This is a genomic window from Pontibacter qinzhouensis, assembly GCF_008017455.1.
Classification (GTDB): Bacteria; Bacteroidota; Bacteroidia; order Cytophagales; family Hymenobacteraceae; genus Pontibacter; species Pontibacter qinzhouensis.
Window position 1 is genome coordinate 1 of sequence record NZ_VRTY01000027.1, and the last position, 22,099, is coordinate 22,099.

Below are 22,099 nucleotides of genomic sequence, written 5' to 3' on the forward strand. Positions count from 1 at the left end.
GGCGCTGTCTTGTTTTTTGTGTCTTAACTACTGATTCACAATTAATTAAACCCAAAACTCGCGTTAATAGGCCAGCAGCTCTTGCATGGCTAAGGCTACCTTGCTGGCATTTGGCAGCACCATTCGCTCCAGCTCTACATTCAGCGGAAGCGCAGGTAAGTTAGCGGCGCCAAGTGTAAACACAGGTGCATCCAGCTGCTGGAAACAGGTTTTCGATATGCGGCCTGCCAGCGATTCTGCAAAGGAATTTAAAAGTGGCTCCTCTGTCAGCACCAGGGCTTTACCATGTCGTTTCACCGATGCCACTACAGCGTCAAAATCGATTGGATTAAGCGTTCGAAGGTCCAGAATCTCAACACAGCCTTTGAATTGTTCTGAAGCGGTTTTTGCCCAGTAAACGCCCATACCATAAGTTATTACAGTTAAGCTGTTTCCGGCCTGTAGCTGCTCCTCTTTGGCCTGCTGCACCACATGAGCTACTCCTAAAGGCAATATGTAATCTTCTGCAGGTTCTGTGGTACGGGCATCTTCGGTTCCTGGCACTTTTGACCAGTAAAGGCCTTTGTGCTCCAGCATCACCACCGGGTTAGGATCCAGAAAAGCAGCTTTCATCAGCCCCTTCATGTCTGCGGCATTAGATGGGTAAACCACCTTTATACCCCGGATGTTCAGCAACGTAGATTCGATACTGCCCGAATGGTAAGGACCACCGCCACCGTAAGCACCAATCGGCACCCGGATCAGGGACTGCACCGGAAATTTGCCGTTTGTTAAGTAGCAGCTTTTTGAGAGTTCTACTACCAGCTGGTTCATGCCAGCCCAGATATAATCGGCAAACTGAATCTCCACGATGGCTTTTACACCCACAGCCGACATGCCTGCCGTAGAACCTATAATGTAGGCTTCCTGAATAGGTGTGTTGAACACACGGGCATCGCCGTATTTTTTTGCAAGCAAAGCAGCCTCCCTGAATACGCCTCCTAACTCACCGCCTACATCCTGTCCGTAGAAAATAGCTTCGGGGTATGTTCTTAAAATATCATCTACGGCATGAAGCGCAGCATCAACCATAGTTATTTTTTCAGCTTTGGCCGGGCTTCTGTTGCCTCTTTCGTCTACAACAGGTGTTGGAGCAAAAATATGGTGGTCGAAGGTATTTGTATCGGGCTGAGATGCCTGCAGGGCTCTGCCAAAATCCTGCTGCACCAGCGCAATGGCCTGCCTCTCCAGTTCTTCTACTTCGGCTACTGTTACGTCAGCATCTAAAAGTAACTGCCGGAGCTTTGGCAGCGGATCGCGAACAGCCTCTTCCTGCAGGCTGTTGCCGCGGTACCACTCCTTCCGGACCCCGGAGGTGTGGTGGTTAAGCAACGGGCAGCGGGCATGAACCAATATCGGTTTCCGGAGCTGGCGGGCATATTCAAACGCCACGCGCATACCTTCATACGATTCGGCAAAATCAGAGCCATCTACCCGGAGGCGCTCCATTCCTTTAAAACCGGCTGCATATTCGTAGGCATCCATCGCCCGCATTTCCTTGCCTTTAGCCGAAATGCCCCACTCATTATCCTGCACCAGGTACACGATGGGCAGCTGCTTGAGCACAGCCATTTGCCAGGCTTCCGATACTTCTCCTTCTGTTACGGCGCCATCGCCAATAGAACACAGCACCACCGGCTTCTCCTCGCCTTGCAGCAGCCCCTGCGATTCGAGGTAGGCCAACCCGTGTGCCATTCCTGTGGCCGGAATGGCCTGCATGCCCGTGGCAGAACTTTGATGCGGGATGGTAGGGAAACCTTCCTGTTTCAGCGCCGGATGTCCGTAATAGGTGCGGCCACCAGCAAAAGGATCGTCGCCTTTTGCCATCAGCTGCAGCATCAACTCATAGGGTTTTATGCCAAGGCCCAGCATCAACGATTCGTCGCGGTAATAGGGTGCTACAAAGTCTATCGGTTTCAGCTGAAATGCGGTGGCAAGCTGAATGGCTTCGTGTCCGCGGGAGGTGCTATGCACATATTTACTGCAAATTGCTCTTTCTTCTTCGTAGGTCTCGCCCATTGTTTTGGCAGTAACCATCAGGCGGTACGCTTTCTTTAGTAGTGCCAGCTCTATCTTCAGGGCCTCCATCGTTTCTCGTTGCATATGCAGACTGGTCTCTTCAGTAACAAATTTTTTGGATATCAGGGAAATCAATTTATTTCTACGCGCTAAAAGGTCTTACTTAAAATTCGCTTGCGGCAAATGAATTTCAACTAAAGTTTAGTAGCAGCAGCATAAAAATCTTCCTGTTAAATTAAATCGGGTTCGGCAGTACTGGCATTAATCCTTAATTTTGCCTGTTCTATGTATAATCTCAACCATTAAACCGAAAAAAGGTTGACACCAAAGTCTACATTTAAATTCTATACCTCAGAATACCCAGCATAGTGACTTACTATTCTTGAGTATCTGTTCCAGCAGTTTAATTAAGTAATTATAACTACGGAATTTTAAGAATAGCCTTGGTTTTACCCAAAAATAATACTTTATACCTATGTTCAGAGAAGAAGTTGAAGCATTTTTCAGGCAATTTCAAAATGAGTTGTGCCAGGCTTTAGAAACCTGCGATGGCGGCGCTGCCTTTCAGGCAGATGTGTGGAAGCATGCCGAGGGTGGCGGCGGTGAATCGCGGGTAATTCAGCAGGGGCATGTGCTGGAGAAAGGCGGCGTTAACTTTTCGGCAGTGCAGGGGCAGCTGTCGCCAGCCTTCCTGAAGATGCTCGAAATGCCCGATCCTGCTTTTTTTGCCACAGGCGTTTCGGTGGTGCTGCACCCGCACAGCCCTATGGTACCTATTACACACATGAACGTGCGCTATTTCGAGGCTGGTAACGGTAAAGCCTGGTTTGGCGGAGGCATCGACCTGACTCCCATTTACCTCAACCTGCAACAGGCGCAGGACTTCCATAGAGCCATGAAAGCCGTTTGTGATAAGCACCATCCCTCCTATTACACCGACTTCAAAAAGTGGGCCGACGACTACTTTTATAATGTGCACCGGCAGGAGACGCGTGGTGTTGGCGGCATATTTTTCGACAGGTTAATGGCCACTGACGAAATAACTATTGAAGAGCGTTTTGCTTTTGTGAAAGATGTGGCACGCGCCTTTGCGCCATTCTACACCTCCATTATGAACCAGAACCGTAACCTGCCTTATAACGAGCAACAGAAACAGTGGCAGCTTATCAGAAGAGGCCGGTATGTGGAGTTTAACCTGGTGTATGACCGTGGCACAAAATTCGGGCTGGCAACCGGAGGCCGCATCGAATCGATTCTGATGAGCCTTCCGAAATACGCATCCTGGGAATATAACCACCAACCGGCAGCAGGCAGCCCGGAAGCAGCAATACAGGCTTACCTGAAAAAAGATATCGACTGGATACACGTTTTGTAGTTACATGGAGGAGTTAGAGAAGTTTGACCAGGAGCTATTTATTTCGCTCAACAGCCAGCACAACCCTTTCTGGGATGCCATCATGATATTTGTATCGAACAAGTATGTCTGGATTCCTTTTTACGTCCTGCTGGTCGCTTACATTATTTACCGGTACCGCAAACAGAGCATCCCGATGCTGGCCTTATGCGTGGTAGCTATTGGCCTGGCCGATTTCATAGCATCAGGTATTCTGAAGCCGTTTTTCGCGCGCCTGCGGCCCTGTTACGAACCGGAGCTGGAGGGGCTGGTGAACATTGTGCAAGGCTGTGGCGGACAGTTTGGGTTTATGTCGTCGCATGCCTCCACAGGTTTTGCCCTGGCCGTTTTCTTCAACCTAATCCTCTCCGACAGGTACTTTATTTTTAAGATCGTGCTGGTAGTGTGGGCTGTGGTAGTGTCGTACAGCCGTGTATACCTGGGCGTACATTACCCCGGCGACATTATTGGCGGTGCTTTGTTAGGTTCTATCCTGGCTTTTGCCTGCTCCGTCGGGTACCGCTACATTTTGTTTTATTACCCGTCGCTGCGCCAGGGGCAGCTTCAGCAGCACTAGTGTTAGCTGCTCCTGAGACTTTAGTCCGTGCAAAGCCTAGGAGCAGCCTTTGTTACTAAATTATTCTAACTAAAACAGCCTTCCAAAGGAAAATCAGGCTTTTAGGGTCAAGGGTTTAAGGTGTTACTGCCCCAGCAGCCTTTTCACGTATTTGCCAATAATATCGAATTCCAGGTTCACGGTGTCGCCTGGTTTTACGTGCTGCAGGTTGGTGTGCTCGTAAGTATAGGGAATAATAGCCACAGAAAAACGGTCGAGCTGCGAGTTCACCACTGTCAGGCTGATGCCGTTTACACAGATGGAGCCTTTCTCTACAGTTACATTGCCGGAAGCGGTGTCGTAGCGGAAGGTGAAAAGCCAGCTGCCATTTTCGTCGGTAACCGATTCGCACACGCCGGTCTGGTCTACATGCCCCTGCACCACATGCCCATCGAAGCGGCCATTTGCCTGCATGCAACGCTCCAGGTTCACGATGTCACCTTCCTGGAGCGAGTTCAGGTTTGTCTTTTTCAGTGTCTCATCGATGGCGGTAACTGTGTAATTGTGGTCTGTTATACCTACAACCGTCATGCAAATGCCGTTGTGGGCTACGCTCTGGTCTATCTGCAGCTCGGCGGTAAAGGGGCAGGAAATGGTAAAGTGCTTGTTTGTGTTTTCGGCACGAATGGCTTCTACTTTTCCTGTTGCTTCAATTATTCCTGTAAACATAATGTGTCTTTTTTGAATGACTAAAAGTAAGAAATTGAGGCGAATAAAAGGCTTCTTCGGGTTAAGCAGCAGCAACTGATTTACAATTAGTTTATTTTTATTCAAGATGGTTCTTTATTTTCGCAGAAATCGGGTAGTGGCATTGCGGTACTATAAACCCTACCAGCTATTGTTTTAACAGAAGCTTAAACCTACCCAGAATACGTATAAGTAACGGAACACAAGTAGTGTATTGTACAGGCAAGTATTTAAATAATAGGTGTTTGCGTTTATGTTAATGGCGGCGGTTTAGACCTAGACGAACTTTTGACAAACAACCTTGAAGTGGGTAAATGAACTAGTGCTTCGCCAAATTAAAAATTAGAAATTTAAAATTATGATGGCGCGAGCGTCCTCGCTCGTGACGATTATTCCGGGGCCTCTGGCCGCATTGAACATGCAACGCAGAGACCTCGATTTTCTAAGAACTAACTTGGAGGAGCACTAGTACAGAGGTAAGCTAAATCAGCAAAATAAAGAAAACTGCTGATTTAGCTTAATGAACCCAATTTTTAATTTGGCAGACCACAAGCAGGAGAACATAAGGAAAGATGGAAGTAGATTTATACAGACACAAAGGCATGCGCCGGGCACTTGTAAAGGTGCTGCGGGCAAAAGGAATCAGGAGCGAGCAGGTGCTGGCTGCCATAGAGGCTGTTCCGCGGCATTTCTTTTTCGAAAAAGCTTTTCTGGAGCAAGCCTACGAAGACAAAGCCTTTCCGATCGGCGAAGGACAAACCATTTCGCAACCTTACACAGTAGCGTTCCAGACGGAGCTGCTAAACCTCAGGCCAACCGACAAAGTACTCGAAATAGGTACCGGCTCCGGCTACCAGTGCTGGGTGCTGCTGCAGCTTACGCCCCATGTTTATACCATCGAGTTTAACCGTGTGCTCTACGAAAAAGCCCGCAGGTTTTTCAGAATGTACCAACTAAACCCGCACACGTTCCATGGCGATGGTTCTGAAGGGCTGCCACGCCACGCTCCGTATGACAAAATAATTGTAACGGCAGGTGCACCCGGTGTTCCCAGAAGCCTGGTGCGGCAATTAGCAATTGGTGGCATACTGGTTATTCCGGTAGGCGACGAGAAACTGCAGAAGATGCTCCGCATTACCCGCACCGGCGAAAACGACTTTACAAAAGAAGAATTCTCTGATTTCAAGTTCGTGCCGCTCTTAGGTAAATCTGGCTGGGAAACTACTGATTAATACTACCTGGAAATAAAAAGTAGGTCAATTTTTAAAAAAATGCTTACGTCAGGATGAGGATCTGGTGCTTGTACAGGTACAGGCCCCTTGACTCTAATTAGGTAAAATCTCTTCTGAAGGCTATTTCTATTAGAAAAATTGGTTAACCAAGTCTAACACAACACCTATCTAAAAATCAGCCTGTTTGAATATCTCATTATTCAAGTAAAAACTGATCAACAAAGTAGAAAAGTGTATTCATTCAACTTCTGGATCTACAAAATTCGAAGTGAGAACCAAATTTTCAGCAGCTACAATATCAGCTATGCCAAATGTTATGGCTAGTTTTAAGCCTTGCCATTGCTTCTTTCCCAAGTTAAAAATTTATAGAACTGAAAATCAGGATACTTGCAGGGAGCTGGCTGTTTTAAGAACTACCATTTGTACCTATTATGCTTCAGGAGTCAGAATTCTGGCTACAGGTACTTTTTAAGGTCTGGCAACAGGAGCTTCTAAGGGATATTCTTCAGAATTTAGTTAATAATGGGCACAAGACCCTGTTATTTCATACCCAGTCGTTAATTTAAGTTTTATGGTTTGCGGTTTGAAGACTATATTTGTATAAATACGAAAATAGTATGCGTAAACAGAAAAAAGTTAAAGACTCGTACGTGATCATGACGGAGTTGGTGCTTCCCAACGACACCAACACCCTGAATAACCTGATGGGCGGCCGCATGATGCATTGGATGGATATTGTGTCAGCTATCTCCGCTCAAAAATTCTCTAACAGGATTGTGGTAACAGCATCGGTAGATAATGTTTCTTTTTCCGAAACAATTCGGTTAGGAAACGTTGTGACACTGGAGGCAAAGGTAACACGTGCCTTTAACTCATCTATGGAAGTTCATATCGAGGTTTACGCAGAAGACATTCCGAGTGGCAAAAAGTTTCTGTCGAACCAGGCGTTCTTCACGTTTGTGGCTGTAGACCAACTAGGTAACCCTATTGATGTGCCGGAGGCTATTCCGGAGTCGGAAGAGGAACTGAAGCATTTTGATGGAGCTCTCCGTCGCCGACAGTTGCGCCTTGTGCTTGCCGGCCGTATGAAACCTAGCGATGCCGTTGAATTAAAATCAATTTTCGATATTAAAGAAGATTAAGTTTATGGCACTTGCCGCAGAAGATATAAATTCGGTTTTTCTGAAGCATTTCTTCTCCGAAACCATGTATGTGGTGCCGGGGGAGCAACTGTTTCGGCAAACTGAAGAACCTGCTGCAGAGCCTGTGCCACCCGTTGTTCTTACAACTGCTTCCCCTAGTAGCACAACCTCTACCCCTGCAGTAGTTTCTGCCCCTTCAGAAAAAGCCGCTGCCCCTAAAAAGTTCGATGTAATTGGAGAAAACCGTAAAGGTGTGGCTGTATTGGTTACCTTGCCAGATGCTACTTTTCAGACTTTACCGCAATTGGGCTTTTTGAACAAGATACTGGCTGCCATTGGCCTAGGCCCTCATGATGTGGCCTTTGTAAACAACATTTCAGGTACCACCGCTCTTTTCGAGGATCTGACACAGGTACTAGATGTAAATCACATCATCAGTTTTGCCAGTCGCCTCGACACTGCCTTGCCTCACGCCAAGTTTACGCTTTATAACCCGGTGGTCGTAGATCAGGTGCCGATAATTTTCTCGCAGTCGCTGGCAGTGCTCGACAAAGATCCTGAACAAAAAAAACTCCTCTGGAACGCGCTTCGGCAGGTATTCCTTTAATCCTTTTCCTCTTATTCTACCCTTGGCATAAATTTGCTTATTTTTTCTCCGGAGGCCATTTTCATTAGAATAATTCGTTCTTGCTGTAGCTTTTTAGAGGGTTTAGGAAGATAATTAGGGTTTGGTGTGAAATCTGTTCCGTCAGCTTCTGTTATGTGCTGATGCCTTTCGCCTATGAAACTATTGCAGTATGGTAGAGTGACTAGAACTGAATCAGAAATGTTGAATAAGAATTATTACTAAATGGTACAAATAGCCATTTGGTCTCTATAACCTAATCATAAAAAAAGCCCTTACCTGATTGGCAAGGGCTCCTTAATAGGTTCTCTTTCTTCTAATTTAAAAGACTAGCTAATTTCGCTTCCAGTTCCGCGCCTCTCAGGCCTTTGGCAATAATCTTTCCTTCTTTATCAATCAAGATGGTTTGCGGAATAGAGTTTACTTTGTATAATTGAGCAGCACTACTCTCCCAACCTTTCAGGTCGGAAACATGTGGCCAGGTAAGTTTATCTTTTTCGATGGCAGCTAACCATTTGTCGCGCGACTGGTCGAGCGATACACCGAAAATCTCGAAGCCTTTATCTTTGTAGGCATTGTACATGCGCACCACGTTCGGGTTTTCCTGGCGGCAAGGGCCGCACCACGATGCCCAGAAATCGATCAGCACATATTTTCCTCTTAAAGTCGACAGTGCTAAAGAACCACCTTCTGGCGTAGGTAAGGCAAAATCGGGCGCCATTGCACCAACTGCAGTACTACGGAGCCCTTCCAGCTGCTTGTTGAGCATGGCAGTGTATTTAGAATCAGGCAGTTGCTGCGAGTACAGGGTTACCATACTGTCGGCAAAGGCAAATTCCTCGATTGGGTTCACGAAGCTGAGAATACCGAAAACGGAGGCCAGCGATCCCGGATTCTGAGCTATAAAATCGCGAAGTTTTTTGCGGTAGCCCAGGTATTCTTCGCGCACTGCCGTTACGGCAGCTTCATCGCCTGCTGCCATGGCATCGTTAAAGCGCGGTGATAGCGCTTCCTCTTTCTGCTTCAGTTCCTCATTCAACTGGAACCACTGCTGCAACAGCTTCGAATCTTCAGATCCATCTACTTTCGCTGTGGTCGCCATGTTGGTAGCGTCTGCTTCAACCTCAATGTCTTTGTTCTCCAGCACCAGCATCAGGCCGTTCTGCTGATCCATTCCTACTCTGTAAAAAGTCGGTTCCGAAACGGAGCCTTCGAACCGGAAAGTACCATCCTGAGCAATGGCAGATGTATCGCGGGCAACGAACTGCGTTTCGCCAAGCTCGAACAGGTACACATTTCCTTCGGTGGCATTCTGCAGTTTACCTTTTATAACGTAGGCGTTGCCACCGTTGGATGCAGGCTTATTTCCCTGGCAGGCGCCAAACAAGGCAACTGCCGAAGCAAACACTAAAAGTTTTCTGATTCTCATTCTTTCTTAGTTAAGCATTTAAGCCGTCACGCAGCAATTTGTTTGCCACTTTCGGATCGGCTTTACCTTTGGTTTTTTTCATGATCTCCCCCATGAACATGCCCACCAACGATTGTTTTCCGGCTTTGTACTCCGCTACTTTCTTAGGGTTTTCGGCCAGCACCTCTGCCACCACTTGTTGGAGCGAACTGCTATCCGATTCCTGCAGCAGATTCTGTTCTTCCGCCACCTGGTGCGGTGTTTTACCTGGGTTCTCAAGCAGGTAAGGGTAAATCTTCTTAGAAGCAACCGAATGGCTCACTTTGTTACTGTCTATGAGGGCAATAAGGTCGGCAATAGTTTGCGGCTGCAACGGGAAATCGTTCATGTGCAGCTGCAGCTCGTTCAGGTAAGATTTTACCGGACCCATTACCCAGTTAGAAGCAGCTTTATAATTAGCAGTATGTTTGCACAGTTCCTCAAAGTAAAGCGCTACCTCTTTAGTGTCTGTTAGCACGCTGGCATCGTACTCGGGCAGGCCAAATTCATTTACGAAACGGTTATACAGCACCTGTGGCAGACTTGGCATTGTCTCCTTTATCCGGTTCAGCCATTCCTTCTCGATGATGAGCGGTGGCAGGTCCGGCTCCGGGAAGTAACGGTAGTCGTTCATGGTTTCTTTTGTACGCTGGCTGGAGGTAGTGCCGGTATTCGCATCAAAGCCGCGGGTTTCACCTACTACGGTTCCGCCAGCTTCTATTATCTCTATCTGGCGCTCCACCTCGTGCTCAATGGCACGTTGCACGTTCCGGAAGGAGTTCATATTCTTCACTTCCACCTTCATCCCGAACTTGTCAGCGCCTTTCAGCATCACCGATACGTTGGCATCGCAACGGAAGGAGCCTTCTTCCATGTTCCCGTCGCATATTTCGAGGTAACGTACCAGCCGACGCACCTCCTGCAGGTAATTGTAAGCCTCTGTAGAATCGCGCATGTCCGGTTCCGACACAATTTCGATGAGCGGCACACCGGCACGGTTATAATCCACCAGCGTTTCGACTTCGCCAGGTAAGTGCATCGATTTACCGGCATCTTCTTCCATGTGAATACGGGTAATACCAATGCGACTGTCGTTGCCTTCTGCATTCTTTACAACCAGGTGCCCACCTGTACAAATCGGAGTTTTATCCTGTGTCAGCTGGTAGCCTTTTGGGAGATCCGGGTAAAAATAGTTTTTGCGGGCGTACACATTATAGCGTGTAATTTCGCAGTTCGTGGCAAGGCCCATTTTAACGGCCATTTCTACTACCCTTTTGTTGATGCGGGGCAGTGTGCCCGGGTGCGCCAGGGTAATAACACTCAGGTTGGTGTTTGGCATCATACCAAACTCTGCCGAGTCGGAAGAATAGGCTTTACTCTCCGTCAGCAACTGTGCGTGAACTTCTAAACCGATTACTACTTGGTACTTTTCTCTTATGGTTGCATCCATCTGTTTAAGGTACAGATTAGTTGTTTAATGATTTCTTCAGTAATTCTAAGGCTTTGGCAGGTATGGCTTGTAAGCCGGAAGCGTCTTTACCGCCTGCTGTGGCATAAAACGGCTGGCCACCTCCGCCACCTTTAATCTCTTTTGCCAACTCACGCACTAACTGGCTGGCGTTAAGATTTTTATCGGCCACTAGGTTATCTGATAGCATAACGGCAATCTGTGGTTTTCCGTCTATTTCAGCGGCCAGCACCAGCACCAGATTATCTACCACCTGCCGCAGGTCGAATGCTAGCTTCTTCAGGTAATCTGCGTTGCTTACCTCTACCTGCTCGGCCACAAAGTTAACCCCGGCAAGTTCTTGTGTCTGGCTTGCCAATGTATCTTTCAGGCTGCTGAGTTGCTTCAGCTCGAACTGCTCCAGTTGCTTTTGCAGGGCTTTGTTCTCTTCCTGCAACTTCAGCACTGCTCCCGACACGTTGCTTTGGGTACTTAGCACCTCGCGTACTGCCTGCAGCTCGTTTACCTGCTGCTGCACAAATTCTTCGGCAGCAGTGGCTGTAACGGCTTCGATGCGGCGCACACCTGCCGCTACAGAACTTTCAGAAACAATTTTGAAGTAACCTATATGGCCAGTGTTCAACACATGAATACCACCGCAAAGCTCAACAGAATGTTCTCTGTCGAAGGCGATGACACGCACGAACTCGCCGTATTTTTCACCAAACAAGGCCATGGCACCCATATTCCTTGCTGCTGCAATGGGCACATTACGTTGCTCTTCCAACGGAATGCTCTGGCGTACGCGTTCGTTCACAATCTGCTCAATTTCACGCAGCTGTGCCTCTTCCACCTTGGCGAAATGCGAAAAGTCGAAACGCAGCACTTTATCGTTTACAAGCGAGCCTCGCTGCTGCACATGGTCGCCCAAAACTTTTCTTAAAGCAGCATGCAGTAAGTGTGTCGCGGAGTGGTTTTTACGGATCAGATTCCGGCGTTCTGCATTCACTTCGCTTCTGAAAGCGGCATCTACTTGCTGCGGCAGTTTAGCGGTGATGTGCAGGATCAGGTCGTTTTCTTTTTTGGTATCCAGCACCTCCACCTGTTCTGTATCTGAAATAAGATAACCGGTATCGCCTACCTGGCCACCACTCTCAGCATAGAAAGGGGTTTTATCTAAAACAAGATGATACTCTGTTTTACTTTTTGTCTTTACCTGTCGGTATCTAATAATTTGGGCGTCAGCTGATTCGCAATCGTATCCAATAAACTCGGTGCTTACGTCAGGCTGCAAAATAACCCAATCGGTTTGCTCGGAGGCGGAGGCATTGCGGGAGCGGTTTTTCTGCTGCTCCATTTCAACTTCAAAACCGGCCTCGTCTACTTTCAAGCCTTTTTCACGGGCAATCAGGGCAGTCAGGTCCAGCGGAAAGCCAAAGGTATCGTACAGTTCAAAGGCAGTTTTGCCATCTATAGTGCTGTTGCTGTTCCTGAATTTATCTTCCAGGCCATCCAGTCTTTTCAGGCCGTTCTCAAGCGTGCGCAGGAAAGCGTTTTCCTCTTCCTCGATCACGCGCTGCACGAAGCTCAACTGCTGCTTCAGCTCTGGGAACACATGCGCCAGTTGCTCAGCCAGCACTTCTGTAAGGCGAAACAGGAAAGGCTTTTTAAAGTTCAGGAAGGTGAAACCGTAACGCACCGCCCGGCGCAGAATACGCCGGATAACGTAACCGGCCTTGTTGTTAGAAGGCAACTGCCCGTCAGCAATGGCAAAGGCAATAGCCCGGATGTGGTCAGAGATTACGCGTATGGCAATGTCGGTTTTCTCTTCAGCACCATAAGTTACACCTGCCTCTTTTGCTACAAACTGGATGAGCGGCTGAAAAACATCGGTATCGTAATTAGAGCGCTTGCCCTGTATGGCCATGCACAAACGCTCGAAGCCCATGCCGGTATCTACGTGTTGTGCAGGCAGTTTCACCAGCGAGCCATCGGCCAGTCGGTTAAACTCCATGAACACGTTGTTCCAGATTTCCACCACCTGCGGATGATCGTTATTCACTAAATCACGGCCAGGTACCTGTGCTATTTCTTCTTCGGTGCGCAGGTCTATGTGTATTTCGGAGCAGGGACCGCAGGGGCCGGTATCGCCCATCTCCCAGAAGTTGTCTTTTTTAGAACCAAACAAGATACGGTCTTCGGAGATCATGGATTTCCAGATAGCGTAAGCTTCTTCGTCTTTGCCCAGGTTTTCTTTTTCGTCGCCTTCAAAAACAGAAACGTAGAGCCTGTCTTTGGGCAGCTGGTACACCTCCGTTAGTAGCTCCCAGGCCCACTCGAGTGCCTCTTTCTTAAAGTAATCGCCAAACGACCAGTTGCCCAGCATCTCGAACATGGTGTGGTGGTAGGTGTCGTAGCCTACTTCCTCCAGGTCATTGTGCTTACCGCTTACCCGCAGGCACTTCTGCGTGTCGGCTGCGCGCTTGTAGGGCGCTGGTTTGTTGCCCAGAAAGTAATCTTTAAACTGGTTCATGCCCGCGTTGGTAAACATCAACGTAGGGTCGTCTTTTACCACAATCGGGGCCGACGGCACCACCTGGTGCTGTTTGGAAACAAAGAAATCCAGGAACTTTTGTCTTATCTCAGCTGAGTTCATGTATGAGTATTAAGCCTTTAGCTACTAAATGCTATACTTGTTGTTTAAGAAAATAAATTATCTGATTTTTGCCTTACAGAAATCCTTTTTCAGGCGGACCGCTGCGGCTTAACTTACTGGCAAAAGTAATGGTTTTTACCTGTAATCTTAGCATCAGGCCGAAAATAGTGATTTTCTGTTTTTTGAAAAGAACCCGGAATATGCCTTATAAAGAAAGAGAAATAGAGAAACAGTATTACACGATAGGTGAAGTAGCCGCCATGTTCGATGTAGCCCCCTCGCTCATCCGGTTTTGGGAGACCGAGTTCGACCAGCTTAAACCAAAGAAGAGCAAAAAAGGCAACCGCCAGTTTACGCCCAAAGACATTGAAGAACTTAGAACGGTGTACCACCTGGTAAAAGAGCGCGGTTATACCATTCAGGGGGCGAAAGAAGTGCTGAAAAATAAGTCGGTTCAGACAAAAGATAAGATTGAGATCATCCAGTCGTTGGAAAAAGTACGTAGTTTTCTGGTAGGCTTAAAAGAACAGCTCAACTCGAAACCAACAGAATAAGTTGCCTATGGCTGATGCGCATCTGTATGAAGTAGCCCTGACGTTGCTCCCCGGCATTGGCGGACAGCTTACGCGCCTGCTCGTAAGTTATTGTGGTTCGCCCAAGGCAGTTTTGGAGGCCCCGCCCGGCAAACTGCAGAAAATTCCGGGTATTGGTCCTAAGTCGTTGCGTGCAGTGACAGACGGTGCCCGGCAGGCCCTGCTGGAAGCTGAAAAGATTATCAGGCAGGCGGAGGAACTGCAGGTGAAACTGCTCTTTTACACGTCAGAAGATTATCCCGACCGCTTAAAGCAGGTAGCCGATGCGCCGACCTTACTTTATTTTAAGGGCAAAGCCGACCTGAACCAGCAGCACATCGTGAGCATGGTAGGCACACGCAAACCGACCGCCTATGGTCAGGCAGTTACAGAGCGCATTGTGGAAGAGCTAAAGCAGCACCATGTGATGGTTGTAAGCGGGCTGGCCTACGGTATCGATATTGTTTCGCACCGGGCAGCGCTGCAGCACGGTTTACCCACTGTTGGCGTTATTGCCTCCGGGCAAGATATTATATACCCTTCGGCGCACAGCCGCTACGCCGATAAGATGATGGAGCGGGGCGGTATTCTGACAGAGAGCCCTTTCGGAACCAAGCCCGATGCACACCGTTTCCCAGCCCGCAACAGGATTATTGCCGGCATGTCTGACTGTACCATTGTAGTAGAGGCAGCCATGAAAAGTGGCACCCTAATTACCGCCGACATCGCCCATAGCTACGATAGAGAAGTAATGGCGGTGCCGGGCAACATTACGTCGTCTGTTTCGGAAGGCACAAATTATCTTCTGAAAACAAACAAAGCAGCGGTTTATACCTCGGTGCAGGACCTGGTAGAACTCCTGAATTGGGACCTGGCCCACAAACAGAGTCAGAAGCAGCAAAATCTGACTTTGTTTAACCAGGATGAATTTTCAGCAGACGAACTGAAGATTCTGAAGGTGCTGCAGCAAAGCCAGGAAGAGCAAATGGATAATTTAAGCTGGAAGGCGCAGGTGCCTGTAAGTCAGTTGGCTTCGTTGCTGCTGAGCCTCGAATTTAAAGGTGTAGTGAAAGCTCTCCCTGGCAAAAGGTTTTCGCTGCTGGCCTAGCATCATCAAAAATAAAGTGCCTCTGGTGGCTATCTTGTCTTACCTGCTGCCGTAGTAAGAGATATAGAGGTATTTTAGACTGATATTCAACACCCTTGACCATTTGATGCCAAATTAGCTTCTGGAGGTCATTTTTATTTAAATAATTGGTTAGAAGCAACATTAAGTTTCTGCTACCAGTGCCCCTGCAGAAATTGTTGTTTCCGGTTTTTTCGCTACATTTCTCGTCTGCCATCCATCACAAAATAAAACTGAAAATTTGTACCTACTATTTAACAACCAACTCATTCCTGAAGATGAAATGCTCTTTTACCGCCACAACAGAGCATTACAATACAATGATGGTTTTTTTGAAACCATTATGGTTATACAAGGGGCAATCAGGTTTTGGCCCTACCACCAGGATCGTATTCGGGCAGCAGCCGCTGCACTGCACCTCGATTTACCGCCGGAGCTGCTGCACAGCGATTTCCCGGAGCGGCTGCTCCACCTCGCTTCTCAAAATAATGCGTTGCATTTTGCCCGGTTAAAGTTAAAGATCTGGCGCTCCGGTGCAGGCCTTTATACCCCCGAAACAAATAAAGCCGATTGGGTAGCCACCGCCAATCCTGCTTCTGCACCGGCCTCCTCGCCTCTCTCAGTCGGCATCTGCACCCACGTAAGCACCTGTAACAGCCCCTTCTCCTTTTTTAAAGGTCCGAATGCCTTGCTGTATGTAATGGCTGGTATTGAGAAAAAAGAACAGGAAAAAGACGACATGCTTCTGCTCGATGGACAAGGATTTGTAGCAGAACTGATTTCATCTAGTATTTTCTGGAAGAATGGCACCACAGTTTTTACACCGGCTCTGGAAACTGGATGTATAAAAGGTATTATGCGTACCCATGTGCTGCACTGGGCACAGCAGCAAGGTTTACGAGTGGAGGAAGTAAAAAGGGAGCCGGAAGTACTACAGGAGGCAGAGCTTGTTTTTTCAGGTAATGTAACAGGACTAAGACTAATAGATAAAATTAATGATAAGCCACTTGAAACAAACGAACTTTGGCTGCAACAACTAAAGGAAAGCTTAACCTGAAGTTGGTTGAAAAAATGAAGGTAAAGAGGTATGTTCAACAGCTGCCCTTGGCACTTTTTTGTTTGAAATGCTTTGGAAGGCTGTTTCTATTAGAATAATTTGGGAGTACTATTATAAAGAGCTTCTGTAGAGATTAATCACAGCAACATCACCAGCAGTGCCGCACCTTCTTAAAACCACCAGGGAACCTTTGGCCGCTGCTTACGCCTGTTATAATTGCAGGTGTTTTGGTATATTAGCAACCTGTTAACGCCTGTAAGGATACCGCTGTTATGATCTCTTTCTGCTTGTCTGTTATTGCCTTGGTGTTAGGCTATCTTCTTTATTCCAGGTTTCTGGAGAAGATCGTAGGCATTGATCCTGCACGCCAAACGCCGGCACTTACCATGGCAGATGGTGTTGACTATGTGCCGTTGCCGCTATGGAAAATATTTCTGATCCAGTTTCTGAACATCGCCGGCCTTGGCCCTATATTCGGAGCAGTGGCAGGCGCTATGTGGGGACCAGCCGCCTTTCTCTGGATTGTGCTTGGCTCCGTGTTCGCCGGTGGCGTACACGACTATTTTTCGGGCATGCTCAGCCTGAAACATAAGGGCGAAAATATAACTGAGATATCTGGTCGTTACCTCGGGCAACCCATGAAACAGTTTATGCGCGGCTTTACCCTGGTGCTGATGGTGATAGTAGGTGCTGTTTTTATTATGGGCCCTGCCAAAATAATAGACGACATGACCAATGGCTTTGCCGGCATTACGCTTTGGGTCTGGGTTATCTTTATCTACTACATTCTCTCTACCATCCTTCCCATCGATAAACTTATCGGTAAAATTTATCCGTTATTTGGCGTCGCTCTGCTGTTTATGGCAGTGGGTATTATGGTAGTGATGTTTGCCGATGGCTTTGCGATACCGGAGCTGACGCTGACCAACCTCACCAACCAGCATGCCAACCCAGAGAAGTTCCCGCTTTTCCCGATGTTGTTCATTACCATTGCCTGTGGCGCTATCTCGGGTTTCCATGCATCGCAATCGCCTATGATGGCGCGCTGCATGACAAACGAAAAACAAGGCCGAACCATTTTTTACGGAGCCATGGTAACCGAAGGCGTATTGGCCCTGATATGGGCCGCCATAGGCATGAGCTTTTACGGTGGCGTTAGCGACCTGAACGAGGTCATGATGGCACAAAAAGGCAATGCAGCCTTTGTTGTAAACGAGATTTCGCATTCGCTGCTGGGTAAGGTAGGTGGCGTTCTGGCATTGTTGGGTGTGGTTGCCGCGCCTATTACCTCCGGCGATACAGCCTTCCGGAGCGCCAGACTTATAGCCGCCGATTTCCTGAAACTGAAGCAGGGCGCTATAAAAAACAGGTTACTCATTAGTGCTCCGCTTTTTGCTATCGGCTTTGCCATTACGCTTGTAGACTTCGGTGTGGTTTGGCGCTACTTCGCCTGGACAAACCAAACACTGGCCACCCTCGTTCTCTGGACCATTACCGCCTACCTGATTCAGGAAAAGAAAATGTTTTGGGTTACGTTTCTGCCAGCCGTATTTATGACTGCCGTCATAACTTCTTACATATTAGTAGCTTCAGAAGGTTTTGGACTTTCGATAGCCATTGCCAACGGTGTTGGTATAGGCGCGGCTTTATTTATGTTCATCGCTGTGCTGTTACACGTTTACTTTAACAAAGGGAAAAAGACGCTGGAAATGGTGAAGTAAAGCTCCTGAAGTGGAAGAAAAGAAGTTACTCCTATTATTGTTTGTAAAATTGAATTTAAGTGCTTTACAGTTTAATGGCTTAAATTTCACTAAAGGCCGTAATGCACTTCAAAGTTTAAAATAAAACAGGTTTGAAAATTGTACAGTTATGCATAAGCGAGAGCTTAGGAGGTTTAGAGCAGGTTTTTGAAAAATACACCCGTTTATTCCATCAGCAGTCAAAACATGAGTCGCTGGGGGTGGTGTTGCAGCATAGCGCTTTGCACCAACGTTTACAGCAGGATGGCGTTCCGTTTTATACCTTGCCTTCCCATTCTGCTCTTGAAGTTCTGCCAAATGCCCTCCGGCTGGCGCGCCTCCTGGAGGAATGCGAAGCAGACATTCTGCACATGCATCTTAAAAAGGACCTTACAACCGCCGTGCTTGCGAAGATGTTTTGCCGGAGGAAACTGAAGCTTCTTTATACGCGCCACATGCACATTGCCAATTCGAAAAAAGATCCCTGGCACCGCTTCTTCTATCAGAAAATTGATTTATACATCACTATAACGGAGCAAATGCGGCAGGAAGCGTTACGCTTTATTCCTTTGCCTGCCAATGCTATTAAACGACTTTATACCGGGGTAAAGGCACCGGAGCAGTTTCATCAAGATCTTTGCAGAGAGTTTTTTCAGCATGAACCTTCCGGAGAAAAGTTCAGAGTAGGGATATTTGCCCGTATAGATCCGCATAAAGGACAGCATTTGGTACTACAGGCTGCAGCTAAGTTAAAGAAGAAGTACCCACAACTGCATTATTATATGGTTGGCTTAGCAACCGATGAAAGCTACCACCAGTCGCTGCATAAAATAACAGAGCAGGAAGGTTTAACCGATGTAGTACATTTCCCTGGTTTCCATAAATACCCTACTGCTATTATGCCCTGTTTCGATGTGGTGTTGCTGGCGAGCGCTCACGAGACTTTTGGACTTGTGTTGCCGGAAGCAATGCGGGCAGGTGTTGCCGTTATAGGGGCCGATGCAGGAGGCGTGCAGGAAATTATCGACCATAACGATACCGGCTTGCTTTTCAGGCCCGGCGATGCCGACGATATGGCTGAGAAAATAGAGACTGTTTACCTACAGCAGGACCTGCGGCAAAAGCTGGCCAAACAAGGAAAAGAAAAAGCGGATCGGCTTTTTAGCGAAGAAGCGCATTTTGCGGAACTTGAAGAACTTTATCATCAGGTGGTGTCGTAGCAGGAACAGCGGCAGAGTTACTTTTTGTTTCCTGCTCAGTTTGGCGCTATCAGTTATTCAGCCACTGCAGCTACGCGGTACACATCAAAACTGGCGACTGTTTCCTTTGAAAAAGTCCAGGGATTTTTTTGTTCGTAGGAAGTATACAGGCTGGCATGGGGAGCATTTGAGAAAAAGGTAAGGGCGTGGCTGTTGACTGTGATGGTTCTCTGCTTAACCAGCCTGATTTGTTCTGCCACATCTTGTTGTGCAATATGCTGAGGTATAACCATGTAATCCCCTACTTTGGGCTCCGATTCTTTTTCGTTATAGGGTATCATGCCAGCCTTTCGGCTATACCACTGCCACCCCCAGTTGCCTACTGTAAACACACGAACCTGCCGGGGCAGGCTTTCTTTTATGGCGAAAGCTTGTTTGCGAAAGGCATCTGCAAATACCCAATCGGATATTCCCAGCAGCATGCTCACGGTAAATGCACAAAGCAAGGCAAGCTTTTTAGTTAAGTCGGGTAAATAATATAAGGCCTTACCAGATAGCAGCAGAATGGGTGGCAGGCAAAGCAGCACGTGGCGCGTTGCCATAAAAGGAGCAAATAAAATCAGAAATCCTGCCATGCCAAGCAGCCATAATAGCATAATAGTTGTATCAGAGGCTAGCTTGAAGTTCTGAAGGTAGCACCGGAAGGTTTCTTTGCACACGATAATAATGCCTATAATACCATTAGCAACAGCTACTAGAAGGAGCAGCCAGTTTGCCAGCTTTACCGGTAAAAGACCGAAGTAAGTGGCTAATGCAAGCAGGAAGAACCCGGCAATAGCAACAACAGTAAGGAAGTTAGGATTAAGTTTTGGTGTATTTGTAAGGAATGGCACCAGTACAACAAAATATGGAACCAGGGCACCTAAACAAATGGTAAACAACGCAGCCATCCGCAGTATTAAATAGAAACTAAGGGTATTTGCAGGTCTGTTTAAAATATGAACAGCACCAAACTCTGCTACATTTATTACTGACCAGCCCACCAGCACTCCTATCGGAATCAGTACCGGCAGGAGCATCGCATACTGCCTCCGGAGCAGTGGCACCACCAGTAGCAAAACCAACAATGGGAGTGTCGTGTATTTTATCAGGAGCGCGATACTCAGAAACACCCCGGCCAGGCTATAACTCACCCAATGCGGCCGTTGCTCTGAAGTGAGCAGCATGTACATACACAGCAACTGCAAACTTAGCAATGGTATGTCTACCATCAGGTTCTGGTTTACCAGAAAAGCAGGATTCAATACAAAAAAGCAGGTTAACAACAGAGCCTGCTTCTCATGTAGTACTACTGCTATTCTATAGAAAAAGAAAATACAGAGGAAGGTGAAGATTGATTGGAAAAGGTGCAATGGAACCTCTGAGTAACCGAATAGCTCACCTACACACGCAACTGCATAAAAATACAATGGCGGCTGGTTAAACTGCGACATCTGCTCCGACGCACCTCCCCAATTGATGTAGCCCGACATGGGTTGTAAGGGATGTTGTGCTATCCATTGAGCTGCCTCCAGATGAAAGGTGTCATCTATATGAAAGGCCTTGTTGAGATTGAGTCCGGTAGCCAGTAGCCACAGCAGGCACAAAACTGCACGGTCAGATACGGCACCTGCACCCAGGGAATTAGAACTCATGGACAAGAGCAATGGATAATTAAAATTAGCAGCATCTTGAACAGAACCTGCTTTAGTCTCAGTTTAAAAAGGGTTCATATAGGTTAGCTACACTGCCACCGGGGCTTTTATGGCGGGGTAAGGGTCATAATTCTCCAGTTTGAAATCATGGTAAGTGAAGCCGAAAATATCTGTTACTTCTGGATTCAGCTTAATAATTGGTAAGGCGTGTGGTTCGCGGGTTAGTTGCAGTTTGGCCTGCTCCAGGTGGTTGAGGTACAGGTGTGTATCGCCTCCGGTCCAGATAAACTCACCGGGCTCCAGACCTGTTACCTGCGCCATCATCAGCACCAGCAACGCATACGAGGCGATGTTGAAAGGCACACCCAGAAAAACATCGGCAGAACGCTGATACAACTGGCACGAAAGTTTGCCATTAGCCACATAAAACTGGTAAAAGGCGTGGCAAGGCGGTAGCTTCATGTTTTCAATTTCGGCAACATTCCAGGCGCTCACTATTATGCGGCGCGAGTCGGGGTTGTGCTTTAGCTGATGCACCACCTGAGATATCTGATCTATGTGTCTGCCATCGGGGGTTGGCCAGCTTCGCCATTGCGACCCATACACCGGTCCCAAGTCACCGTTTTCATCAGCCCATTCATCCCAGATGGTGACGTTATTTTCCTTCAGGTACTGTATGTTAGTATCGCCTTTCAGAAACCACAGCAGCTCGTGCACAATAGAGCGGAGATGCGCTTTTTTGGTGGTGACGAGTGGAAATCCTTCAGCCAGATCGAAGCGCATCTGGTACCCGAATACACTTAAAGTTCCGGTTCCGGTTCTGTCTTCTTTCTTCACACCTTTATCAAGGATGTGCTGCATCAGGTCCAAATACTGTTTCATGGGTCGGGTGGTTGCTTCGTTTGTTTACGGGATTAAAGATAAGGCTTCTTGAGGAATGAGGAAGCATAGGTACTCTAAATTTATAATTATTAGAAGTAAGGCGCTGTCACCCTTGGCACTTAAAGTTCCAAAATTCTTCTGAAGGCCAAAATCATTAGAAAAATTCAAGGTAATAATTAAAAAATTTTGAAGCTGTCAACCTGCCTGCACGCTCGGTTTAATCTGCCACTTTACCTTGACCTCCAGAGGCGAAGATCCATGTTCTTCCGTTTCTACCTTCAGGATTTCAATCTGCTCAAAGTTGATATCTAGGCCCAGCCCCGTGGTTGCCTCGGCGTAAAGGGTGGGCAGAATACTGATGTCCCTGGCTTTGGTGTTTTCAAACTTGTCAGGGTAATCTTCCAGCAAAATAATGGTGGTATATAACTTGCTCATCGTCGTTAAGCTTGGTCCTACTTGTTTAACTGAAGATGAGCCTGTGCAGTTTTAGGTTTTGCGAAAATAACCGCTGTAGGACTTAAAAATTA

18 protein-coding genes are annotated in these 22,099 nt (G+C 47.4%); 10 read left to right on the top strand and 8 right to left on the bottom strand.

The genetic code is table 11. The annotated features are described in order from the left end of the window. Positions 1–63: 63 nt before the first annotated feature. The gene (locus FVR03_RS08825; RefSeq protein WP_147921383.1) at positions 64–2,142 is read right to left on the bottom strand and encodes an alpha-ketoacid dehydrogenase subunit alpha/beta; all 2,079 of its coding nucleotides are present in this window, start codon (positions 2,140–2,142) and stop codon (positions 64–66) included. A 391-nt stretch (positions 2,143–2,533) separates the two neighbouring features. Here FVR03_RS08825 and hemF point away from each other — a divergent pair, with 391 nt between their 5' ends. Together hemF and FVR03_RS08835 are read left to right on the top strand one after the other, a co-directional pair. After that, positions 2,534–3,433, top strand: a complete 900-nt coding sequence (gene hemF / locus FVR03_RS08830) for an oxygen-dependent coproporphyrinogen oxidase (protein ID WP_147921384.1) — start codon at positions 2,534–2,536, stop codon at positions 3,431–3,433. Between the two features lie 4 nt (positions 3,434–3,437). Continuing rightward, positions 3,438–4,028, top strand: a complete 591-nt coding sequence (locus FVR03_RS08835) for a phosphatase PAP2 family protein (RefSeq protein WP_147921385.1) — start codon at positions 3,438–3,440, stop codon at positions 4,026–4,028. A gap of 123 nt (positions 4,029–4,151) precedes the next feature. On the opposite strand, the gene FVR03_RS08840 is transcribed toward FVR03_RS08835, so the two are convergent. After that, positions 4,152–4,736: a riboflavin synthase gene (locus FVR03_RS08840; protein ID WP_147921386.1), complete on the bottom strand. Its 585-nt coding sequence runs from the start codon at positions 4,734–4,736 to the stop codon at positions 4,152–4,154. 590 nt (positions 4,737–5,326) lie between these two features. On the opposite strand from FVR03_RS08840, the gene FVR03_RS08845 reads away from it, so the two are divergent. From FVR03_RS08845 to FVR03_RS08855, 3 genes are all read left to right on the top strand, one after another. Beyond that, positions 5,327–5,986, top strand: coding sequence for a protein-L-isoaspartate(D-aspartate) O-methyltransferase (locus tag FVR03_RS08845; RefSeq protein ID WP_147921387.1), 660 nt, complete (start codon positions 5,327–5,329; stop codon positions 5,984–5,986). A 617-nt stretch (positions 5,987–6,603) separates the two neighbouring features. After that, entirely contained in the window at positions 6,604–7,128 is a 525-nt protein-coding gene (locus FVR03_RS08850) for an acyl-CoA thioesterase (RefSeq protein WP_147921388.1), read from the top strand. 4 nt (positions 7,129–7,132) lie between these two features. After that, positions 7,133–7,735: a hypothetical protein gene (locus FVR03_RS08855; RefSeq protein WP_147921389.1), complete on the top strand. Its 603-nt coding sequence runs from the start codon at positions 7,133–7,135 to the stop codon at positions 7,733–7,735. Between the two features lie 334 nt (positions 7,736–8,069). Here the strand turns inward: FVR03_RS08855 and FVR03_RS08860 are convergent, their stop codons facing one another. Genes FVR03_RS08860 through alaS form a run of 3 tightly spaced genes read right to left on the bottom strand, consistent with a single transcriptional unit; the run spans position 8,070 to position 13,303 of the window. After that, on the bottom strand, positions 8,070–9,182 hold the full coding sequence (locus FVR03_RS08860; RefSeq protein WP_147921390.1) for a TlpA disulfide reductase family protein: 1,113 nt from the start codon (positions 9,180–9,182) through the stop codon (positions 8,070–8,072). A gap of 10 nt (positions 9,183–9,192) precedes the next feature. Further along, positions 9,193–10,650 carry an Asp-tRNA(Asn)/Glu-tRNA(Gln) amidotransferase subunit GatB gene (gatB, locus tag FVR03_RS08865; RefSeq protein WP_147921391.1) on the bottom strand — a complete coding sequence of 486 codons (1,458 nt, stop codon included), beginning with the start codon at positions 10,648–10,650 and terminating at the stop codon, positions 9,193–9,195. A 16-nt stretch (positions 10,651–10,666) separates the two neighbouring features. Beyond that, the gene (alaS, locus tag FVR03_RS08870; protein WP_147921392.1) at positions 10,667–13,303 is read right to left on the bottom strand and encodes an alanine--tRNA ligase; all 2,637 of its coding nucleotides are present in this window, start codon (positions 13,301–13,303) and stop codon (positions 10,667–10,669) included. 200 nt (positions 13,304–13,503) lie between these two features. On the opposite strand from alaS, the gene FVR03_RS08875 reads away from it, so the two are divergent. The 5 genes from FVR03_RS08875 to FVR03_RS08895 all read left to right on the top strand — a co-directional run bounded on the left by FVR03_RS08875 (position 13,504) and on the right by FVR03_RS08895 (position 19,017). Beyond that, positions 13,504–13,857 carry a MerR family transcriptional regulator gene (locus FVR03_RS08875; RefSeq protein WP_147921393.1) on the top strand — a complete coding sequence of 118 codons (354 nt, stop codon included), beginning with the start codon at positions 13,504–13,506 and terminating at the stop codon, positions 13,855–13,857. A 7-nt stretch (positions 13,858–13,864) separates the two neighbouring features. After that, positions 13,865–14,983, top strand: coding sequence for a DNA-processing protein DprA (gene dprA, locus FVR03_RS08880; protein ID WP_147921394.1), 1,119 nt, complete (start codon positions 13,865–13,867; stop codon positions 14,981–14,983). Between the two features lie 259 nt (positions 14,984–15,242). Then, positions 15,243–16,058 (top strand): aminotransferase class IV, encoded by an 816-nt coding sequence (locus FVR03_RS08885; RefSeq protein ID WP_147921395.1) that lies wholly within the window; start codon positions 15,243–15,245, stop codon positions 16,056–16,058. A 272-nt stretch (positions 16,059–16,330) separates the two neighbouring features. Beyond that, on the top strand, positions 16,331–17,779 hold the full coding sequence (locus tag FVR03_RS08890) for a carbon starvation CstA family protein (RefSeq protein WP_147921396.1): 1,449 nt from the start codon (positions 16,331–16,333) through the stop codon (positions 17,777–17,779). 131 nt (positions 17,780–17,910) lie between these two features. Next, positions 17,911–19,017, top strand: coding sequence for a glycosyltransferase family 4 protein (locus FVR03_RS08895; protein WP_147921397.1), 1,107 nt, complete (start codon positions 17,911–17,913; stop codon positions 19,015–19,017). A gap of 53 nt (positions 19,018–19,070) precedes the next feature. On the opposite strand, the gene FVR03_RS08900 is transcribed toward FVR03_RS08895, so the two are convergent. From FVR03_RS08900 to FVR03_RS08910, 3 genes are all read right to left on the bottom strand, one after another. Next, positions 19,071–20,690 carry an ArnT family glycosyltransferase gene (locus FVR03_RS08900; protein ID WP_147921398.1) on the bottom strand — a complete coding sequence of 540 codons (1,620 nt, stop codon included), beginning with the start codon at positions 20,688–20,690 and terminating at the stop codon, positions 19,071–19,073. Positions 20,691–20,777: 87 nt separating this feature from the next. Then, the gene (locus FVR03_RS08905; RefSeq protein WP_147921399.1) at positions 20,778–21,572 is read right to left on the bottom strand and encodes a thymidylate synthase; all 795 of its coding nucleotides are present in this window, start codon (positions 21,570–21,572) and stop codon (positions 20,778–20,780) included. A gap of 195 nt (positions 21,573–21,767) precedes the next feature. Continuing rightward, entirely contained in the window at positions 21,768–22,007 is a 240-nt protein-coding gene (locus FVR03_RS08910; RefSeq protein ID WP_147921400.1) for a hypothetical protein, read from the bottom strand. Positions 22,008–22,099: the final 92 nt, after the last annotated feature.